The following is a 19601-nucleotide window of genomic DNA, read 5'->3' on the forward strand; positions in this document are numbered from 1 at the left end:
CCCCAACGCTAGGCACCCCCACCGACAGTTTCTCAGCGCGCGATCGTGACTGTCACCGTCGAGCCGACAGGCAGCATCGTGCCCGCCGCAGGCGAAATACTGATGATCGTGCCGGTCGGGTAGCTCGGCGACTTCACTCGTTTGTACTGCGCCTTCAGCCCGGCAGCGGCCAGCAGCGGCGTGTAGTTGCCCACCAGTGGGCCTGTCGGCGGCCCCGTGACCGTCCAAGGGCTGAGCACGCCGGACCGGCCCGGCACGATCTGGATCCGGCTGAGCATGCGGTCGACGTCCGCGGCGCTCGTGGACGACTCGGCGCGGAACCACACCTTGAGGGACGGGATGCTGACCGTGCCGCCACAGGTCGTCGTGTTCCTGTTGGCCTTCGGGTAGTTGGACGTCGAGCAGGTGGTCCGCTGCCGCTCGGCGCGTACTCCGCCGATCTCGAACGTCTCATCCGCACGGAACTCGGCCCGCGGGCTGCCGTAGTACAGCCCCACACTCTCGACCCCGGCGGGACGGAACGCCATGCAGTACAGCCGAGCGCTCGGGTCGTCGATCTGGACCGTGTCCTGCATCGGAGTACCGCACTGGCTCCTGTTGGTCGGCCAGTCTGCCGGAATAGCGATCGCAGCGTGGCCGAAGCCGACCAGTCTCATCGCAGGCGGGACAGGAGTAGGCGAGGTGACTGGGGCGGTCGGCGTACGAGAGGTCAGCAGGGTCGACGCACCGATGACAGACCCGACAGCTACTGCGGCCGCGGCGACGACTCCCGCAGTACGGCGGTGGCGTCGGCGGGCTGCTCCGGCGTACAGGGTGTCCAGTGGGGGTGGGCCGACCGGGGTTTGCTCGGCAGTGCGTTCCAGTAGGTCTGTCAGCTTCATCGGGGGTCTCGCAGTTCTGCCAAATGTGGGTCCTGTGCGAGGGCCTTCACTGCACGGGACAGGCGGCTCTTGACCGTGCCGGCGGCTACGTCCAGGACAGTCGCCATCTGTAGTTCGGTCAGGTGCGCGTAGTACCGCAGTACGACGGCTGTCCGTTGGTCGTCGGGCAGTCCGTCGAGTGCGCGCATCACAGCGTCCGTTTCGTCGATACCAGCGGTCGGATCGACGTCGGCGTGCTCGGGTAGCACTGCAGACGGCCGCTCTCCGTGCCACCGGCGCCGTCTGGAGGAGCGGAAGCAGTTGACCAACACCCGGTGCACGTACGCGTCGCGGTCGTCGGCGGCGCGGACCCGGTTCCACTTGACCAGGCAGCGCTCCAGTGCGGTCTGGACGAGGTCTTCGGCTTCAGGCGGAGTACAGCCGAGCAGGACCGCGCTGCGGACCAGCGTGGGCCAGCGTGCGGTGACGTACTCGCTGAAGTCGTCCATACCCCCTCCTCACCCGTACAGACAGGGTGATGGCCGCCGCAGGTTCCCTCTACTTGATCACTGTCAGCGTGACTGTTTCGCCTGGGCTCAGGAGGGTTCCGGGAGACGGGGAGATGCTGACCAGGCGGCCAGGCTTGTAGACGGTCGATGTCCTGGTGCTGATCTCGGTCTTGAGCCCCAGCTCCCGGAGGCGCTCCACGTACGCCGTACTGTCCCGGCCGTCGTCCAGCGACCGGGAGCTCGGTACGCCGACCCGGTCCGGCAGGATCTCGATCCGCGCGAGGATGTCGTTCACCTCGCCCACACTGGTCGACGACGAGGCACGGAACCAGACGTGCAACGACGGCAGGCCCACTGCGCCCCAGCACACTCCGTCGCTTGCACAGGTCGTCCGACGGCGCTCAGCCGGTACTCCGTTCAAGGTGAACGTCTCGTCGACCCGGAAGCCGCTCGGCGGGTCAGTGCCCAGCTCCACGCTGTCGACGTCCGGCGGACGCGGCAGGTCGCAGTACGAGGCCGCAGCCGGATCGTCGATCAGCACAGTGTCGCGGTGCGGGATGCCGCAGCGAGAGGCGTTCGTACCCCACACCTTCGGTACGGCGATCGCTGCGTGCCCGTAGCCGACCATCCGCATCGCCACCGGCCCCGGGGGCGGCTCAGGGGTGGTGATCAGCGTCCCGCTGCCGTTGGAGCTCAGTGCGTTGGTCACGCCGATCACGGCCAGCACGGTTATCGCGGCGGCAGCCGATGCCAGCACGCCGCGGGTCCGACTGGTGCGCAGGGGCTCCACACCCTTAAGTGTGGGTGCTGACGGCGTACTCCGGTAGCGAAAGTCGTCAGGGGCGGATCAGGGGTCGGTCGGTACCGATCCGGATGCCGTGAACGGTGCGGAAACGGGACAGTGGAGCCATGACGAACTCCAACGCACCGTTCCAGAACCTGTCCGGCAAGGTCCTCCGTCGTTCCTCGAACCAGCGGATGCTCTCCGGGGTCTCCGGCGGCATCGCCGAGTACCTCAACGTCGACGTGACCCTGGTCCGCCTCGGCTGGGTCGGCCTGACCCTCATCACCGGCGGCGCCGCGATGATCGGCTACGCGGTGGCGTGGATCGTGATCCCGGAGTCCGACGGCAAGGCCGTGTGGCAGAACGTTCAGCAGTCGGTCAACCAGAACCAGCAGCACGACTCGACCGAGAACGACATCGCCTCCCGGATCTACGACGACACCACGACCAACAACAAGCCCCCGGCCGCATGACTCACTCTGCGCCTGTAGAAGGCGCAGAGAACCCGGCGGGGTGACCGCAGCGGCGGTCACTCCGCCTGCGGCTGTCTAGACCTTCAGTGCGGGCCAGCGGAGTGCAGCCAGCGCCTGGTCCGGGTGGTCGGCGAAGACACCTTGCAGCCCCAGAGCGGCAAAACGCTTCAGCTCTGTCGAGTAGTCCGTCGCAGTAGGCAGGAAGCGGCGCTCCGCGCGGAACGTCCACACCTGCACAGCCAGACCGACGCGCTGAGCCTGCTCCACCAGACGGGTCGGCTCCCCCAGGCAACCGTCCGCAGTACGTGGAATGACCAGGTCCTTGTGCGGGGCCAGCACGTGAGCGTACGTCGCTATCTCCCGCAGTCCGGCCGGCTCGATCAGGTCGGCGTACGTGCGGCCGTCACCGGTACGCAGGAAGTCGTTCGGCGCGCTCTCCGAGTCGATCAACTGCACCAGCGGCACCCGCGTCATCACCGACAGCCGTCGCAGGCTCGTCGGCTCGAACGACTGCACCATGACCTCGTCGTCGCGCAGTCCGAGCGCCAGGATCCGCTCCGTCAGCAGCTCCTCCAGCGGCAGTCCGAGCCGCCGGAAGTACGCCGGGTGCTTGATCTCGGGGATCACCCCGATCGGATGACCGAGCCGCGCCGACTCCCGCCGCGCCAGCTCGACCACCTCGTCGAAGGTGGGGATCGCTTCCAAACCGTCGTACGCCGTGTTGTTCGCCCGGAGCGCGGGCATCCGTTCCCGCGCGCGGAGGGTGCGGAGCTCGGCGAGCGTGAAGTCCTCGACGAACCAGCCGGTGACAGCTGTCCCGTCAACGATCTTGGTGATCTTCCGGTCGGCGAAGACCGGGTGCTCGGCGACGTCCGTCGTACTCGAGATCTCGTTCTCGTGCCGGCAGACCAGGGCGCCGTCGAGGGTCGCGACCAGGTCAGGTTCCAGGTAGTCGGCGCCTTGTGCCGCGGCCAGCCGATAGGCCGCCGGCGTGTGTTCCGGGCGGTAGCCACTCGCTCCCCGATGCGCGATCACCAACATGGATCCAGGACAGGGGCCGGACATTGCCCAGCGGGAACCCGTTGCCCAACGCAAGGTGAAGGTCTACCGACTGTCACCGTCAGGGACATTCGCGGGGGTCCACAGACGCGAGTAATTCGCATGCGACTGTCGGTGCCGGGACCTAGCCTGAGGGGGCCATGAGACAACTTCCGCTCGCCGACCCTGGCGTCCCGAATCACCGCTCGCCGGCCCGCTACCTGTGGTGGGTCGCCGGCGGTCAGGCCCGCACGCTCGCCGGCGGGATGGCCTTCGGCATTCTGTGGATGGGAGCGCAAGCATTCATCCCGGCGATCCTCGGCCTGGCGATCGACGAGGGCATCGCGGCGAAGGACGGCGAGCGGCTGCTGCACTGGACGGCGCTGCTGTTCGCGGTCGGTGTGGTGCAGGCGCTGGCCGGCATCATGCGGCACCGGTTCGCGGTGACCAACTGGCTGATGGCGGCGTACCGGACCGTCCAGGTCGTGACGCGGAAGTCCGCCCACCTCGGAGCGACGCTGCCGAAGCACCTGGCGACCGGCGAGGTGGTCAGCGTCGGTGCCGGCGACCTCGCCTACGTCGGGAACCTGATGGAGGTCTCGGCCCGATTCGCCGGCGCGATCGTCGCGTTCGTCGTGGTCGCGGCGATTCTGCTCTCGTCGTCGACGGTGCTCGGCCTGGTGGTGCTCATCGGCGTACCGATCATGCTCTTCTGCCTCGGACCGATGCTGCGGCCGCTGCACCGGCGGCAGTCCGCGCAGCGCGAGGCGGTCGGCGAGCTGAACTCGTTGGGTTCGGACATCGTGGCCGGGCTGCGGGTGCTGCGCGGTATCGGCGGCGAGGAGTCGTTCTCCCGGCGATACCGCAGTGAGTCGCAGGAGGTGCGGAAGGCGGGTGTGCGCGTCGCCGGCATCCAGTCGATGCTGGACGCGGCCCAGGTGCTGCTGCCAGGGATCTTCGTGGTGCTCGTGGTCGGCCTGGGTGCGCACTTCGCACTGCGCGGCGACCTGAGCGCCGGGTCGCTGGTCGCCTTCTACGGGTATGCGACGTTCCTGGTGCTGCCGCTCCGGACGGCGACGGACTTCGCCAACCAGCTGATGCGTGGGCTGGTCGCGGCGGGCCGAGTGATCCGCGTGCTGAAGCTGGAGCCGGACGTCACCGACCCTGCGGCGCCACTGCAGCTGCCGGACCACGGTGACCTGGTCGATCCGGTCTCCGGCGTGCGCGCCCGCGACGGACTGCTCACCGCAGTCGTCTCCGCCGAGCCGGACAGCTACGCCGAGCTCGCGGACCGCCTCGGGCGGTATGACGACGCCAGCGAGGTCAGGTACGGCGGCGTGACGCTGGCCAGCGCTACCCGGGCGACTGTGCGGGAGCGGATCCTCGTGAGCGACACCGGCTCCCAGATGTTCACCGGCGTACTGCGGACCGAGCTGGACCCGGACGGCCGGCGTACTGATGACGAGCTGATGGCCGCGCTGCGGACTGCATCTGCCGAGGACGTGCTGGTCGCGCTGCCGGACGGGCTCGACTCCGAGGTCGAGGAGAAGGGCCGCTCGTTCTCCGGTGGTCAGCGTCAGCGGTTGGTGCTTGTGCGGGCGCTGCTCGCGGACCCGGCCGTGCTGGTCATGGTCGAGCCGACCTCGGCCGTCGACGCACACACCGAGGCGCGGATCGCGGAACGGCTGCGCGACCACCGAGCCGGCCGGAGCACCGTCGTACTGACCGCGAGCCCGCTGCTGCTCGACCGCGTCGACGAGGTGATCTTCGTCGCCGCCGGCCGGGTTGTTGCCACCGGCAAGCACCGTGACCTGCTCGAGAACGAGCCGCAGTACCGCCGTACCGTCACCCGCCAGACCGAAGAAGAGGAGGCCCTCCGATGAGGCAGATCCTGCCCGTTGCCGGGCCGGCCGAGATTCGGCAGCACGCGCGCCGACTGGCGCTGCGGCACCCGCGCAACCTGCTGATCGCGCTGGTGCTGCACGTGTTGGCGGCGGTGTCCGGGCTGGCGGCGCCACGGCTGATCGGCGACCTGGTGGAGGACGTGCAGAACGGCACGACCGCCGCGAAGGTCAACGAGGTCATCGTGGTGATCGCGGTCTTCATCGTCGCGCAGTCGCTGCTGACCCGCTGGGCGCGATACCGCTCGTTCGCTCTGGGCGAGCAGGTACTGGCCGAGCTGCGTGAGGAGTTCGTCGACAACGCGCTGGCGCTGCCGATCGGCACGGTCGAGCGGGCCGGCACAGGTGACCTGCTGTCGCGGACGTCGCGGGACGTCGACACGTTGTCGCGGACGGTGCGGTTCGCCGTACCGGAGACGATCATCGCGTTCGTCACCGTGATCTTCACGGCTGTCGCGACGGTGCTGGTCGGGGTGTGGGTGCTGGTCCCGCTGGTCGCGATGGTTCCGTTGCTGTGGCTGAGCACGAAGTGGTACCTGCGTCGCGCGAAGGACGGCTATCTTCGCGAGAACGCGGCGTACGCGCAGATGACGAGCTCGCTGGCGGAGACGGTCGAGGGTGCGCGGACGGTCGAGGCGTTGCAGCGGTACGACGATCGCGTGCGGCGCGGGGATGTGGACATCCGCGGGTCGTATCTTGCCGAGCGGTACACCTTGTTCCTGCGGACCGTGTACTTCCCGGTCGCGGAGCTGGGCTATCTCGTGCCGGTCGTGGGCACGCTGCTGTTCGGCGGCTGGCTGCATCTCAACGGTCATGTTTCGCTCGGCGCCGTGACGGCTGCCGTGCTGTATGTGAACCAGCTGATCGATCCGGTCGACCGGTTGCTCTCTTGGCTGGACGAGCTTCAATCCGGCGGTGCCGCGTTCGCGCGGCTGCTGGGCATCAGCGACGTACCGGACGACCGGACGCCGTCGGGGCAGAAGCCTTCGTCGGAGTTGGTCGAGGCGCGTGATGTGCGGTTCTCGTACGTCGATGGTCGCGACGTGCTGCACGGGGTGGACCTGACCATCCAGCCTGGTGAGCGGATCGCCATGGTGGGACCGTCGGGCGCTGGCAAGTCGACGTTGGGGCGGTTGGTCGCGGGCATCCACCCGCCACGGACCGGTTCGGTGACCGTCGGCGGTGTCGGCATGACGGAGCTGCCACTGGACGAGCTCCGCAAGCAGGTCGCACTGGTCACCCAGGAACACCACGTCTTCGTCGGCACGCTCCGAGACAACCTGTCGATGGCACGCCCGTCTGCCACCGACGCCGAACTGTTGGAGGCCCTAGAAGCGGTCGACGCCCGTGAATGGGCGCAGGCGCTACCGGACGGCCTCGACACCCGAGTCGGCTCCGGCCAGCTCGCGCTAACACCTGCCCAGGCACAGCAGCTGGCACTGGCCCGGCTGGTCCTGGCCGACCCACACACCCTGGTCCTGGACGAGGCAACGTCGCTGATCGACCCCCGAGCCGCCCGCCATATGGAACGCTCCCTGGCTGCGGTCCTCGAGGGGCGCACGGTCATAGCAATCGCCCACCGCCTCTACACCGCCCACGACGCCGACCGCGTAGCAGTAGTAGAAGACGGCCAAATAACAGAACTAGGCAGCCACGAAGACCTAGTAGCCCGCCAAGGCTCCTACGCCGCCCTCTGGACCTCCTGGCACGGCTAACCCGGGGAGGGGTGAAAGCCCTCTCCCCGGCAGGCTGCGTGTCATCCGCCAGCAACCAGCCGCCTGCCACCTCCGCTCGAGCGGTCGGCCGTCCTCCTCCCCCGCCCCCGAGCGGAGCGAGGGGGCGGGTTCTCTTAGCGTTTTCGTAGTTGGAGGACTGCTGAGTCGACGTGTGGGGGTGGGGTGAAAGCCTTGCGGGGAAGGCGTAGCCCGATCGACGGGTCGTAGTGGCGGAACCACCGGTTCGCGCCGGGTGCCTCGCCACGCGCCCACCGGTTCGCCACCTGCCGTTGGAGCACGAGGTCCGCCGACACCAAGCGTGAGCCCGGCGCGAGCAACCGCTTCAACAACAAAGTAGAGATGTTGTACGGCGGACTGGACACCACCCGGAACGGCCGTGACGGCAACCGGAGGTCACCAGCATCGGCGCGGACCACCGTCACCGGCGCATCCGCGAACCGTGTCCGCAACCGATCGGCACGACCGGGATGGAGTTCGACGGCGACCACCCGGGCGCCGGCCCGGACCAGCGGCGCAGTCAGCGCACCGAGTCCGGCCCCGACGTCGAGGACGAGCTCACCGGGTTTGACCCCGGCCGCGTCCACAACCCGTTGGGCCCAACGACTATCGAGCGGATGCCATCCCCAGGCACCCCTCGCCTGCCCGGAGCCGGGCACGACGGACCATCACGAAGTACGTAATCATGCAATGGACCCTAGACCGTCGAACCCCAACAGCTCAAAGCATTTTCGGCGCCGCACCGAGCGACAGAACCGTCTCCGTCGTACGCCGCTGTGCCAGCTCGAGCCGGCTCTTCTTCGCCACGGACGTACCCTTCGCGAGCTCACGCCGTACGTCGAGAACCCGCACCGGCAGGACATCGGTCATCAGCAGCGGCGCGAACTCAGCCTGCTCGGTCGACCACCGATCCCCGTCACGCTTGAACGTGAACCGGACAAGCAGCCCTTCCGCCTTCGTGCTCTCGGGTTCGCGATGCGCGGCCACCAGGTTGCCCAGACCGTAAGCGACCCACTTGCCGTTGATCTGCTCCATCGGCTGCACGACATGCGCATGATGCCCGATCACCAGATCAATGTTGCTATCAGCAAGCAGTTGCGGTGCGACCTCCCGCTGCTGGTCGTTCAGCTTGCTCGAGTACTCCATACCCCAATGGCAGCTGACCAGGACGAGATCGGCGCCGCGATCCTTCGCCTCCTGCGCCTTTCGCGCGATCGTCTTCACGTCGATCGTGCCGGCGCGCCAGGTCTGACCGTTCGGGTACGGCAACCCGTTGAACCCGAACGTGAAACTGAGCGAAGCGATCTTCACCCCGCCGACATCGACGATCGTCGTCTGCTCCGCCTCGGCCCGCGACCGCGCCGTACCCGCATGCTTCAGCCCCACCTTCTCCAAGGTGTTCAGGGTCCGGTCGACGCCGTTCGCGCCGCCGTCGAAGCTGTGGTTGCTGGCGGTCGTGCACAGGTCGTACCCGGTCTGCTTGAGCGCGGTCGCGATCTGCGGCGGACCCTGGAAGAGCGGGTAGCCGTGGTACGGACCACCGGCAGGTGCGAGCGGGGTCTCCAAGTGCGCGATCGATAGATCGGCCTTCTGCACAAGGGGTTTCACGCTGCCCATCAGCGGCGCGAAGTCCCAGTCCCCACCCTTGCCGTCACGTTTCGCCGTGGTCCACAGACGTTCGTGCAGCAGTACGTCGCCAGTCGCGACCACGGTGATCCGATCGGGCTGGTCGCCCTGCTTCGGATTTGTGGCCTGCGCGGTCTTCGTACCGTGATTGCCGGTCGTATCCGCGTAGGTGTCCGCGATACATCCGGTCGTAGCCATCGCCGCGGCGCCGGCCAGCATGCCCCCGAGCACCGCACGTCGTCGTACTGCCATCCCCACCCCCTCGTCGCCGATGAAGACGCGGCACCGAGGGCTTTGGTTGGGACGGAGATCTGATCGTGTCCTACGCGATCAGATCGGAGCTGCCGGCTCTACCTTCCGGCCGGCTGTCCTGGCACGCGTCGACCAGGTCGTCGAGGGAGATCTCGAGGGTGGCGGCGACAGCGGCCACCGTGAACAGGGCCGGTGTCGGGATGCGACCGGTCTCGATCTTGCGGAGCGTATCGACCGAGACACCGCACGCCGCAGCCACCTCGACCATGCTGCGCTCGCCGCGCGCCTCGCGGAGCAGACGGCCGAGCTGACGACCGCGTTCGCGGTCCCAGGTGGACAGAGGTGGTCGGACCATGAGTGTGATAATAGTACCGGTATAGTTATCCGGTGAAGTCGAGTCGTGAACGAGGAAGCAAACGATGGTCGAGTTGAAGACGGCGGCGGAGATCGAGCAGATGCGCGAGGCCGGCCGGGTCGTCGGTACTGCGTTGGCCGCGGTGAAGAAGCAGGCCGCGGCCGGGGTCTCGCTCCGCGAGCTCGATGAGGTCGCCCGCGACATACTGCGCTCCGCCGGAGCGGTGTCGTTGTTCGAGGGGTACCAGCCGGGGTTCGCGACGTCGCCGTTCAGCGGGGTGATCTGCACGTCGGTGAACGACGCCGTACTGCACGGGCTGCCGAGTGACCTTCGCCTGGAGGACGGGGATCTCCTCAACGTCGACTGCGGCGCCTCGATCAACGGCTGGTGCGCGGACGCGGCGACCAGCTTCTGCATCGGTACGCCGCGACCCGAGGACCTCGAGCTGATCGCGACCACCGAAGAGGCACTCGCCGCGGGCGTCGCGGCCGCGGTCGAAGGCAACCGCATCGGCGACATCAGCGCCGCGATCGGACGCATCGGCAAGCGCGACAACGTCGGCACCAACCTCGACTTCGGCGGCCACGGTGTAGGCCGCCGCATGCACGAAGACCCCCACATCGCCAACGGCGGCCGCCCCGGCCGAGGCCTCAAACTCCGCGCCGGCCACGTCTTCGCCATCGAGCCCTGGTTCTGGTCCGGCCCCGGCTCCACCTACATCATCGACGAAGACGGCTGGACCCTCCGCTCCGCCGACCACACCCGAGGCGCCCACGCCGAACACACCGTCGCCATCACCCCCGAAGGCCCCCAAATCCTCACCCTCCCCTAGATACGACGACCAACCCACGCCCCGCCCGTCGGCGCGGTCAACCCACGCTCCGGACTACGCGCGGCTCCTTCGTCGCCGTGCTACGCCGTCATCGGCGTCGGCATCGGCGGCATCGGCGGCATCGGCTGCATCGGCTGCATCGGCTGCATCGGCTGCATCGGCTGCATCGGCTGCATCGGCTGCATCGGCTGCATCGGTGGAGCAGCTAGTGTCTCGCCAGCCAATGTTCGGGTTGTATTCCCCGCCCCGGGGTTCTCCCCTGCTGTTGTGCCCTCTCCCCTCGTACACCAGCAGAGAAGGCCCAACACGCGCGGATAACCCTTCCTGTTGCGAGCGTCGGGCCGCAGGGCTAGGTGGGGCTGGGTGCTGTCGCGTCGATCCGCCTGCGAGGTCCTCGCCGCCTGCTTGCCATCTGTCAGCGGCTATCCAGGCGTCCTCGGTAGAAGGTCACACGCGCAGCAGGGTGGAATCCGACGGATTGGTAGAGCGTGGCGGCAGGCGGGGATTCGAAGCCGATTTTGAGGCGGCGAGCGCCTCTGGCTGCTAGGCGTTCGATGCCTGTGGTGAGCATGGCTCGAGCCAGGCCTCGCCGGTGGTACTCGTCTTCCACTCTCACCGGCTCTACGAGACCAACCTGCGTCACCGGGTCGAACCAGTAGAGCGAGTACGCGACGGCTCGGCCATCGAGCGTCTCGATGGCGAGGTCGAGCGCTGGGTCGTACGAAGAACATCGCCGAAGGCGCTCGCCAACCTGGTCGCCGTTGCGGTGGCGCATCGGGTGCGGAGTCCCCGGTCGTTGAGTGCGATCGACGAGAACGAAACCCTCGGGAAGCAGGTCGACCCGCGGTCGTTCGGTGGCATCCATCCAGGCAATGCTTGATCGCTCACCGGCAACGAGCCCAGCTCCGTCAACCAGTTCGCGCAGGCGGCGATCGTCATCACGCACAGGAACCCCGAATGAGCCCGCAGCGTGACGCCCGACCTGCACCAACGCGCCCGCCCAAACCTGATCCACAGAAGGGGTCGTCACGCCCGGGACGATGATCGGGTCACACTGCCAGACATCGTCGGCCCAACTCGTCAACAGAACCCCGGCCACCGGCACATCACCGTCGACCCAGAACAATTGGTCGATCGCGTCCGACCGGCGCGCCTTCCGGGACCACCACTGCACATCCGCGGCCTCCCACACACCGACCCCGCCCTCAGCCAGGCGGACCCGCTGCAACAACGCAGTGGCCAGCGCAAGTGCCTCGCCCCCAGCAACCCTGATCTCCCGCACAGGCAGACCGTAGCGCGAGCCCCACTGCGACCAATGAGTTCGTGGCGCACTAGCCGTTCGGCTACGAAGCACCCAGCCCCGGGAGGAAAGTCTTCTATGGACGCTGAGTGCGAACCTGACGATCGCTCCTCCAACGCCTCAGCAACGAGCGGCGGCCTCAGAACAGGGGTTGTTGGGTCGGGGGTTCGGGCTGCGGTTGCCGGCGGGGTGGGGCGCGGAAGCGGCTGGTGGTGGGGTCGGGCTCGCCCCAGCCGGAGTCGGAGATGGAGCCAGGGACCTCGACCACGCCAGTGGGGTGCATGCCGTTGATTGGTTTGGAGCGGTGGGAGGAGCCTCGGCCGAAGCCGTGTTTGTCGAGGAGGGGGCGGGCTTTGTCTTCGAAGGCTTTGCGGTAGCTGGGGCCGGCGTAGGAGCCGTGGGCGTAGAGGGATTCGTAGCGGGAGACGAGGTCGGGGTGGTCGCGGGCCAGCCAGGTCATGAACCAGTCTTTGACGCCGGGGCGTAGGTGGAGGATGAGAGTGGTTACACCGGTGGCGCCGGCTTCGGACAGTTGGCCGAAGAGGTGGTCCAGGTGGTCGACGGAGTCGGTCAGCCACGGGAGGACGGGCGCGACCATCACGCCGCACGGGAGGCCGGCGTCGCGGATGGCACGGATCAGGTCCAGGCGGCCGCGGACTGATGGGACACCGGGCTCTAGCCGGCGGCGGAGTTCTTCGTCGCCCAGAGCCAAGGAAATGCCGATGCCGACTCGCACCTCGGAGGCAGCCGCGGACAGTAGGTCCAGATCCCTGCGGAGCAAGGTGCCCTTGGTCAAGACCGACAGGGGTGTACCAGACGCGGCGAGGGCATCGATGATGCCGGGCATCAGGCGGTAGCGGCCCTCGGCGCGCTGGTACGGATCGGTATTGGTGCCCAGGGCAACTTGCTCGTGACTCCAGGACGGGCGGGCGAGTTCACGCCGAAGTACGTCGGCGACATTGGTCTTCACCACGATCTGCCGATCGAAGTCCTGTCCGGTGTCGAGCTCCAGATACTTGTGGGTCGGTCGGGCGAAGCAATACCGGCAGGCGTGCGTGCAACCGCGATACGGATTGACCGTCCAGTTGAACGGCAGACCCGTGCCGGGCACCGAGTTCAGCGCCGAGCGCGCGACCACCTCATGGAACGTGATGCCCTGGAACTCCGGCGTCGTCACCGACCGAACCAGGCCCGCGATCGATCCGAGCCCCGGCAACGTGCCCGGCGTCTCGACGTCCAACTGCTGACCCGCCCATCGCATGCCCAACAGTCGAACACATGTTCCCATGGATGTCCAATATTATGTCCGGGCCGATGTCATGTCTCAAGACATCGGTGACGAATCTGTATCAGGACATCGGTAACGCTTCCGGGGCGCTTGGTGGTGACACTTCTTCGGCCCGGCGTGCAAGACATGTCCTTCCGGATCTGGCTCCCCTCTGTGTCAAGAGGCGGCCGGCAGTGGGGTCGTAGGCTGTTGTTCGGCGGGTCCGGGAAGTGACTTGTCCGAAGAGCCGGCATGGGGATGTGAGCTGGTCACGCTGGAGTCAGTAGACGTTCCCCGGTGTCCTCCCGGGCCCGTCCGTGTCTGTCTCAGGGCGTCGTTGAGCATCTGGTGGTAGACGATGTCGGACAGGCGTCGCTTCACGCAGCGCATTGCCTCCATGGGTGCCTTGCCGTCGGCCTTCTTGCGTTCGTAGTAGTCGCGGCCCTGGCTGGGGTTGCGGATCTGGACGCGGGCCATGATGCGTAGCACGCGGTTGATCTGCCGGTTGCCAGCGCGGGAGAGCCGGTGGCGGACCTGGTCGCCGGAGGAGGCGTCGATGGGTGCGGTGCCGTTCCAGGACGCGAAGTGGGCCTTGGTCGGGAAGCGGGTGATGTCGCCGACCTCCACTAGGAGCCGGGCCGCGCCGGAGGGGCCGATGCCGGGCAGGTCCGGCAGCCCGGTGCCGGTGGCTGCGACGAGTTCGGTGAGCTCTTTGTTCGCGGCCTTCTTGCGCGCGTAGATCCGCTCGAGGTCGCTGATCAGTTCCGCGGCGACCCGTCGGCGGGCCTTGCCTGCGGCGTCGCGTGGTCGGACCTTGGTCAGCAGGGCCTTGGCTTGGCGTGCGGACAGGTCCTTCTTCGCCCCGCCCGGGATGAGTTCCAACAGCAGCTGGTGGAGCTGGGAGATCATCCGGGTGTGGTCCTCACCCAGCGAGCGGCGCCGGTCGACCAGGATCCGCAGGACCGCGAGTTGCTCGTCGTTGACCACCGGACGCAGCCCGGTCATCCGGGTGCCGACCAGCGCGACCGAGTGCGCGTCGGTGGCGTCGGTCTTGCGGCCCTGCCCGGTGGCGAAGACGCGTGCCCGTGCCGACAGCTTGGGCGGGACGTCGACGACCTGTTCGCCGTCGGCGAGCAGCCGGTTCGCGATGTGCTTGCCGATGCCGGCACAGCCCTCGATCGCCCAGACCCGGTCCGGCCACTGCCGGCCGTAGCCGAGCATCGCGGCGTAGCCGTCACGGTCGGTGCCGAACCGGCCCGCGCCCTGGATGGTCTCCTCGGCGGACATGATCTCGATCGTTGCTGAACGCTTGTGCGGGTCCATGCCGATGACCACGCGATCCGACATAGATCTCATGGAAGTCCTCCGATGCTCGATGCACTACTGGTTATCGAGCCGGGAGGGCAACGCTGCTTCGAGCCACACAAACCCCTCTTGAGCCTCTCCTGGCCCTAGCGACGCCCGGCCCGCGCAGGCCAAATGAGAGCCACACGACCCGCGTGGGCAGCCGAAATGAGAGCGACAAGCCGGGCGCCTGGACCGAGCCTCGCCAGGATCGGTCCTAGGAGCAATACAACAAGCAGGCGATGAGCGGTCGTGTCACTTCGGCTCGCCCAGATGGACGCAATCTTTGTGTCGGGGCTGCCGCGCGGCGGGAACGGTTCCTAGGCAGCGCCGACCTTCCCGGGCATCCGAACCAGCCGTACCCCGGTCACCAGCAGCCACACGAGCCAGGCGGCGTAGCCGAGCAGCCCCACGAACAGGATCGGCGAGCCGTCAGCGATCGCGAGGTTGGCCACCCCGGCGGCGATCAGCAGGCCTCCCCCGGCCACGCCGAGCACACGCTGCCACGGCGCCGCCAGCCGACTCGCATGCGCCGCCAGCGCCGCGCCGATGAAGGTGGTGCCGAGCGCCGACAGCGCCAGAGCGAATGCTCCTGCATGCAGCTGCCAGACCAGCTCGAACAGCGGGCTCGGCTCGGCGAGACCGCCGGCGGACAATACGACTCCGTCCCACAGAACGGCGTAGAGCGCGAAGACCGCCGCGAGAGTCGCGCCCGCGGCCACCGCGAGGCGCGACCAGTCGGCGCCCGCACCCCCGCGACGCCCGACCAGCCCGTGGAGACCGGTCACGAACACGAGCAGCAGCGGCAGGTTCAGCGCCTCTGAGCCGACCGCGATCGCGACCACGCCCCGGTGAACCGCGTGCCAGGCGAGCACCTTCTCGATCGGGTCGCCGTAGCCGGGCGCTCGGGCCCAGACGAACACAGCATTCTGAATGACCAACGACGCTACCAACGCGATCGCCGCCGCGCCCACGACCCGCTCCCCGAACGCAAGGGTCGGGATCGGCCCCCTTTTGTGCGGCGATCTCATCTCTTACTCCTTCGGGCGCCGTCAGCGGAACCTTGTTCACGGCCACAGCATGCGCTTGTGTAGCCGCAATCAACATAGGGATCACCCAGATCTACGCCCGGGCCTACCCTGCCGCTGCTGTGGCGCTACTAAACGCTGACTCGGGAAACGCACTCATCTGCCGCATTCCGCGCGGTCGTGCCGATGAGCGCGCAGCGGCCAGGGTCTCTAGTGGAAGTTCTCGGGCGGCTGGAGTCCGAAGCGTTCGCACAGCACAGCGACGTCGTGTCGGTCGACCTCGCGCAACTCGTATCCGGTGTGGTTCTGCAGGGCGAACTCGGGACGTTCGCATCGGACTGAGATACCTGCAATCTCACCCTGACCGGAAAGATCATCGCGGGTGAACATGAACGGCGCTTTGAGACTGCCATAGTGAAGTCGGCCGTCGCTCAGAGTCTCGTACAGGTGAAGATCTACGCGACGACTGTGGCCGTCATGCAGGACGAAGTTCCAGGGACGGTCGCCGGGCCACGGGTAGATCCGATCGACTCCTTGGTCGGCGAAGGCTGCGACGAGACCTTCGAAGTCATCCGCGTCTACCCAGACGTCGAGATCCAGATGTTCCCGAGTCTGTTTCCCGACCAAGGCATCGACAGCCCAACCTCCGCCGACGCATGCTGCGACTCCGTACCCTTGCAAGGCAGTCATCAACGTGCGCACCGTTTCCGGCGGCATAGCGTATTCGCTCACGCCCCAGAGTCTCAGGCGAGGCAACTCATTACTGCCGTCCCGCCCATTCGGACATGCTGCGATCAGATCACTGAACTGGCGTCATCAGTGAGGCCGTCTGGCAGGTCGATGCACGGACCTTCGTCGGTGAGGCACGTCGTACAGCCGACGGGCGCCTTGCGAGCCGTCGTCGTTCTCGCCAACGCTCGAAGAGTCGCGTCACGGGTTCAGGATGCCTGATCGAAACGTCCTCAACTGCCGCTGAGCGAGCGCGGCCGGTCGGGCTGAGCAGATGCCGTGGTTGGCCATGAGTGTCACCGATGTCTTGAGAGATCGAGTGTCACCCATGTCCTGACACAGAGCTGTCACCGATGTCCTGAGACATCACATTATGTCCGGGCCGATCGTCGGATCCTGCCGCCGGTGTTCGTTGCAGGAGTGAGAGGCGGGTGGCCGCCCGGACAAGGAGTGCTGAGACATGAGCCTGTACCTGATCTCGTTCGAGAAGGGTGCGATGGACCACATCCCCGCCGAGGACTTCCCCGACGTCGGCAAGGCTGCCCACGCGGTGATCCGGGAGAGCAAGGACGCCGGTGTGTATGTCTTCGGCGGCGGGCTGAGCTACGAGGACGGCGACGTGGAGTGGGGCGTCGTGGCCACTGACGGCAGCGTCACCGACGGCCCGGACCCGGAGGGCAAGGAGCTCGTCGGCGGTCTCACGATCGTCGACGTACCCACCCGTGCGGCCGCCTTGGAGTGGGCCGCCAAGATCGCGGTCGCCTGCCGCTGCGCGCAGGATGTCCGCAAGTTCGGGGACGACCCGGAGCGTTGATCACCCGGGCTCGGCGGGTCCGGGTGATCGCAGTTCAGCGGAAAGCGTCCGCGTTCGCCGCTGCCCACTCGCGGTAGGTCACCGCGGGCCGGCCGGTGAGTTCGGGCACAGCGGGCTCGGGCTTCATCGGCCACTCCGCCATCATCCGGAAGCCGTCCAGCAACCATTGCGCCGTCTCCAATCCGATCGCCGGCGCGAGCTCGTCGAGGTACTCCTGCGGCGTCTGCTCGACGAACCGGACCTCGCGCCCGATCGCCTCGGCGATCCGCTCGACCTCCTCCGGCGGTGTGAGCGCTTCCGGTCCGCTCATCATGATCTTCTGACCGTTGAAGCGTTCGGACAGCAACACGACCCGCGCCACCGCGGCAATATCGCCGAGGTCGATCGGCGTCTGAACGGCCCCGGCGTACGGCGCTCGCACGACGCTCTCGGCCTTGATCGACGGCGCCCAACCGAGCGTGTTGTTCATGAATTGCCCCGGTCGCAGGAAGGTCCAGTCGAACCCACCCGACTCGATCGCACGCTCGATCCGGTAGTAGTGCCACGCCGACGGATCCCCTTGCGCCTCATACTCAGCCGGCTCTCCGGACAGTACGACGACTCGCCGCACACCGGCCTCCTGAGCGCAGCGGACGAAGTCGTCGACGTACGCCGGAAGCGGCGCGAGGTAGACCGTGTCGATGCCGGCCAGCGCGGCCGGCAGCGTCGAAGGCGTCCCGAGATATCCGTGGGCGATCTCCACCCCGTCCGGCAGCGCCGCGCGCGCCGGGTTGTTGGTCAAGGCCCGGACCGCCGCGCCCGCCGACACCAACTCGTCCACGAGCAACCGACCCACACTGCCGGTCGCCCCTGTCACCAAGATCGTCATGCCGTTCCTCTCTCACCGACAATTCTCGTAGGGTATACGAGAATTCAACCGAGCGCCTATCGTTGTCGGCGTGAGCGAGCGGCGAAGCGGTCAGGGTCAGCCAGACAAGACGCTGGCCTTGCTGTGGCGCAACCACCGCCGCCCCGCGGCCGAACCGCCCGCGAACGACCCGGCCAGACAGCGCGGCGCGGGCCAGGAGCCCGGCGCAGGGCAGCGGCGTGGCGCGGGGAGGCGGCCGTCGCTCAACGTGGACGACGTCGTGCGGGCAGGCATCCGGCTGGCGGACGAGCAAGGACTCGCGGCGGCGTCGATGGGTGGGCTCGCCAAGGAGCTCGGCGTCGGCACGATGACGCTGTACACGTACGTGCCGTCGAAGGACGAGCTGCTTGACCTGATGGTCGACCAGGTCCTCGTCGAACGCGAGCTCCCCGGCCCAGATGCGTCACGCCCCGAAGACTGGCGCGAGCAGGTGGAGATCTACTCACAGCAGACCCGCGCGATGTTCCAGCAACACCTGTGGCTGTCGCAGGTCTCGACGATCCGTCCCCCGGTCGGGCCGGGCATGCTGGCCGGCCGCGAGTACCTGTTGTCCGCAGTGCTCGGTCTCGGCCTCAGCGCGACCGAGACGAACACGGCTGCCCTCGCCATCACGACGTACGTCGACTCCGCGGCTCACCTCGAGGCGGAGAGCCGACTGGTCGAGCGCACCACGGGGCAGACCAACGATGCCTGGTGGTTCGAGCGGAACGACCTGTGGGAGACGTACTTCGACGTCGACAGGCATCCCGCGATGACGGCGATCTGGCACGCGAAGGGATACGACTCAACTGCCGCCGACTCGTACCGTTACGGCCTGGAGCGCCTCCTCGACGGCATCGAGGCCATGAAACCCTAACGAAAACCCTTATAAATCAAGGGAGATCCAGGCCGGATCGTGATCCGTCCCGTCCCGCGCCAGCTTGCGACGACGACCGATGAACGACCCCGTCAACCGCGGCGCCAGCGCCGCCGACAACCAGATCTGATCGATCAGATCGAACGACCGCGGTTGCCCCGACTCCTTGAAGGTCGACGTCCACGCGGGATTCGCCGGCAACTCGACCGTCGTCTGCACAGTGCCCACCTCGGTCGGCGCCATGAGCGCGCTGACGAGCCCAGCCTTCTCGTAGGCGACCAACGCGGACGAGTCCGGAGTGTCGTTCATGTCGCCGCACAGCAGATACCGCTGACGCGTGCTCATCCGCGACCCCATGATCCGCACGATCGTCTCGGCCTGCTGCGTCCGCAGGAGTTGCGCCGCCGCCTCGGCCGCAGCCTGGTCCGCCACCTTGAAGTCGACGAACTTCGACTTCAGGTGCGTACCGAACACCGTCAGGATCTTCCGCCCGCGCGCGTCCAGGATCTCCGCCTCGACCAGATCACGCGAGAAGATCGGCCGATCCGGTACGTCGGGATGGAACGTCCGCTGATAGCTCGTCACCCCGCCGAGAGGACGGCGCGACAGCAGCCCGATGTCGATGAACCGCGTCGAGTCGTTGCCGTCGATCACCATCACGTGCTGATACGTGCCGTTCAGGTGGTCGCGGTTGAACTCCCGCAGTACGTCGACATTCTCGATCTCCTGCACGATCCACACATCGACGTCCGCGCCGAGCAGACGCTCCGCCACCCGGTTGGTGTCCTCGGGCTTCTTCGCCGTCAGCAGCTTGCCGTTCCCGTCGAGCTGCAGCCGCCGCCGGTGCTCGTCGTCGAACGTGTACGTCGCCGGCACCGAACTGGTCCCGCTCGCCAGCACGTCGACCGCACCCTCGAAGTTCCACCGGTCGAACAAGTTGTTCAGGTTGAACGTGCCCACCGTGAGAGCCATGTCCCCCACCTCCCCTAACGG

20 protein-coding genes are annotated in these 19601 nt (G+C 67.5%); 6 read left to right on the plus strand and 14 right to left on the minus strand.

The genetic code is table 11. The features are described 5' to 3' along the window. Positions 1 to 32: 32 nt before the first annotated feature. Genes EV645_RS07940 through EV645_RS07950 form a run of 3 tightly spaced genes read right to left on the minus strand, consistent with a single transcriptional unit; the run spans position 33 to position 2159 of the window. The gene (locus EV645_RS07940) at positions 33 to 881 is read right to left on the minus strand and encodes a PASTA domain-containing protein (RefSeq protein ID WP_130441230.1); all 849 of its coding nucleotides are present in this window, start codon (positions 879 to 881) and stop codon (positions 33 to 35) included. Next, the gene (locus tag EV645_RS07945; RefSeq protein ID WP_130441232.1) at positions 878 to 1369 is read right to left on the minus strand and encodes a SigE family RNA polymerase sigma factor; all 492 of its coding nucleotides are present in this window, start codon (positions 1367 to 1369) and stop codon (positions 878 to 880) included. Before EV645_RS07945 ends, EV645_RS07940 begins: the two co-directional genes overlap by 4 nt. A gap of 49 nt (positions 1370 to 1418) precedes the next feature. Continuing rightward, positions 1419 to 2159: a PASTA domain-containing protein gene (locus EV645_RS07950; RefSeq protein WP_130441234.1), complete on the minus strand. Its 741-nt coding sequence runs from the start codon at positions 2157 to 2159 to the stop codon at positions 1419 to 1421. Positions 2160 to 2278: 119 nt separating this feature from the next. On the opposite strand from EV645_RS07950, the gene EV645_RS07955 reads away from it, so the two are divergent. Continuing rightward, positions 2279 to 2626 (plus strand): PspC domain-containing protein, encoded by a 348-nt coding sequence (locus EV645_RS07955; RefSeq protein ID WP_130441236.1) that lies wholly within the window; start codon positions 2279 to 2281, stop codon positions 2624 to 2626. A 75-nt stretch (positions 2627 to 2701) separates the two neighbouring features. On the opposite strand, the gene EV645_RS07960 is transcribed toward EV645_RS07955, so the two are convergent. Next, entirely contained in the window at positions 2702 to 3667 is a 966-nt protein-coding gene (locus EV645_RS07960) for a glycerophosphodiester phosphodiesterase (RefSeq protein WP_130441238.1), read from the minus strand. Between the two features lie 158 nt (positions 3668 to 3825). On the opposite strand from EV645_RS07960, the gene EV645_RS07965 reads away from it, so the two are divergent. Then, positions 3826 to 5547: an ABC transporter ATP-binding protein gene (locus EV645_RS07965; RefSeq protein WP_130441240.1), complete on the plus strand. Its 1722-nt coding sequence runs from the start codon at positions 3826 to 3828 to the stop codon at positions 5545 to 5547. Then, positions 5544 to 7280: an ABC transporter ATP-binding protein gene (locus EV645_RS07970; protein ID WP_130441242.1), complete on the plus strand. Its 1737-nt coding sequence runs from the start codon at positions 5544 to 5546 to the stop codon at positions 7278 to 7280. The genes EV645_RS07965 and EV645_RS07970 overlap by 4 nt, the downstream gene beginning before the upstream one ends. A gap of 134 nt (positions 7281 to 7414) precedes the next feature. On the opposite strand, the gene EV645_RS07975 is transcribed toward EV645_RS07970, so the two are convergent. The 3 genes from EV645_RS07975 to EV645_RS07985 all read right to left on the minus strand — a co-directional run bounded on the left by EV645_RS07975 (position 7415) and on the right by EV645_RS07985 (position 9531). Further along, positions 7415 to 7957: an rRNA adenine N-6-methyltransferase family protein gene (locus EV645_RS07975; RefSeq protein ID WP_130441244.1), complete on the minus strand. Its 543-nt coding sequence runs from the start codon at positions 7955 to 7957 to the stop codon at positions 7415 to 7417. 61 nt (positions 7958 to 8018) lie between these two features. Further along, positions 8019 to 9176, minus strand: coding sequence for a CapA family protein (locus EV645_RS07980; RefSeq protein WP_242000268.1), 1158 nt, complete (start codon positions 9174 to 9176; stop codon positions 8019 to 8021). Positions 9177 to 9246: 70 nt separating this feature from the next. Then, on the minus strand, positions 9247 to 9531 hold the full coding sequence (locus EV645_RS07985; protein ID WP_130441246.1) for a helix-turn-helix domain-containing protein: 285 nt from the start codon (positions 9529 to 9531) through the stop codon (positions 9247 to 9249). Positions 9532 to 9595: 64 nt separating this feature from the next. Here EV645_RS07985 and map point away from each other — a divergent pair, with 64 nt between their 5' ends. Beyond that, positions 9596 to 10363 carry a type I methionyl aminopeptidase gene (gene map, locus EV645_RS07990; protein ID WP_130441248.1) on the plus strand — a complete coding sequence of 256 codons (768 nt, stop codon included), beginning with the start codon at positions 9596 to 9598 and terminating at the stop codon, positions 10361 to 10363. Between the two features lie 415 nt (positions 10364 to 10778). Here the strand turns inward: map and EV645_RS07995 are convergent, their stop codons facing one another. The 5 genes from EV645_RS07995 to EV645_RS08015 form a co-directional block, all read right to left on the minus strand. Beyond that, positions 10779 to 11555, minus strand: coding sequence for a GNAT family N-acetyltransferase (locus EV645_RS07995; RefSeq protein WP_130441250.1), 777 nt, complete (start codon positions 11553 to 11555; stop codon positions 10779 to 10781). 247 nt (positions 11556 to 11802) lie between these two features. Continuing rightward, positions 11803 to 12924, minus strand: a complete 1122-nt coding sequence (locus EV645_RS08000) for an Rv2578c family radical SAM protein (protein ID WP_130441252.1) — start codon at positions 12922 to 12924, stop codon at positions 11803 to 11805. Between the two features lie 183 nt (positions 12925 to 13107). Beyond that, a complete protein-coding gene (locus EV645_RS08005; protein WP_198681513.1) occupies positions 13108 to 14277 on the minus strand; it encodes an IS110 family RNA-guided transposase in 1170 nt (389 codons plus the stop codon). Positions 14278 to 14594: 317 nt separating this feature from the next. Further along, positions 14595 to 15305 (minus strand): hypothetical protein, encoded by a 711-nt coding sequence (locus EV645_RS08010; RefSeq protein ID WP_130441254.1) that lies wholly within the window; start codon positions 15303 to 15305, stop codon positions 14595 to 14597. A 207-nt stretch (positions 15306 to 15512) separates the two neighbouring features. Beyond that, positions 15513 to 16034 carry a nucleotidyltransferase domain-containing protein gene (locus EV645_RS08015; protein ID WP_198681514.1) on the minus strand — a complete coding sequence of 174 codons (522 nt, stop codon included), beginning with the start codon at positions 16032 to 16034 and terminating at the stop codon, positions 15513 to 15515. A 457-nt stretch (positions 16035 to 16491) separates the two neighbouring features. Between EV645_RS08015 and EV645_RS08020 the strand changes: the two genes are divergently transcribed. Further along, positions 16492 to 16845, plus strand: a complete 354-nt coding sequence (locus EV645_RS08020) for a YciI family protein (RefSeq protein ID WP_130441256.1) — start codon at positions 16492 to 16494, stop codon at positions 16843 to 16845. Positions 16846 to 16879: 34 nt separating this feature from the next. Here the strand turns inward: EV645_RS08020 and EV645_RS08025 are convergent, their stop codons facing one another. Next, positions 16880 to 17713, minus strand: coding sequence for an NmrA family NAD(P)-binding protein (locus EV645_RS08025; protein WP_130441258.1), 834 nt, complete (start codon positions 17711 to 17713; stop codon positions 16880 to 16882). A 70-nt stretch (positions 17714 to 17783) separates the two neighbouring features. Between EV645_RS08025 and EV645_RS08030 the strand changes: the two genes are divergently transcribed. Continuing rightward, positions 17784 to 18608, plus strand: coding sequence for a TetR/AcrR family transcriptional regulator (locus tag EV645_RS08030; protein WP_130441260.1), 825 nt, complete (start codon positions 17784 to 17786; stop codon positions 18606 to 18608). 9 nt (positions 18609 to 18617) lie between these two features. Here the strand turns inward: EV645_RS08030 and EV645_RS08035 are convergent, their stop codons facing one another. After that, positions 18618 to 19580, minus strand: coding sequence for an endonuclease/exonuclease/phosphatase family protein (locus tag EV645_RS08035; protein WP_130441262.1), 963 nt, complete (start codon positions 19578 to 19580; stop codon positions 18618 to 18620). Between the last annotated feature and the right edge of the window lie 21 nt (positions 19581 to 19601).

Source organism: Kribbella rubisoli (assembly GCF_004217145.1).
GTDB classification, from domain to species: domain Bacteria; phylum Actinomycetota; class Actinomycetes; order Propionibacteriales; family Kribbellaceae; genus Kribbella; species Kribbella rubisoli.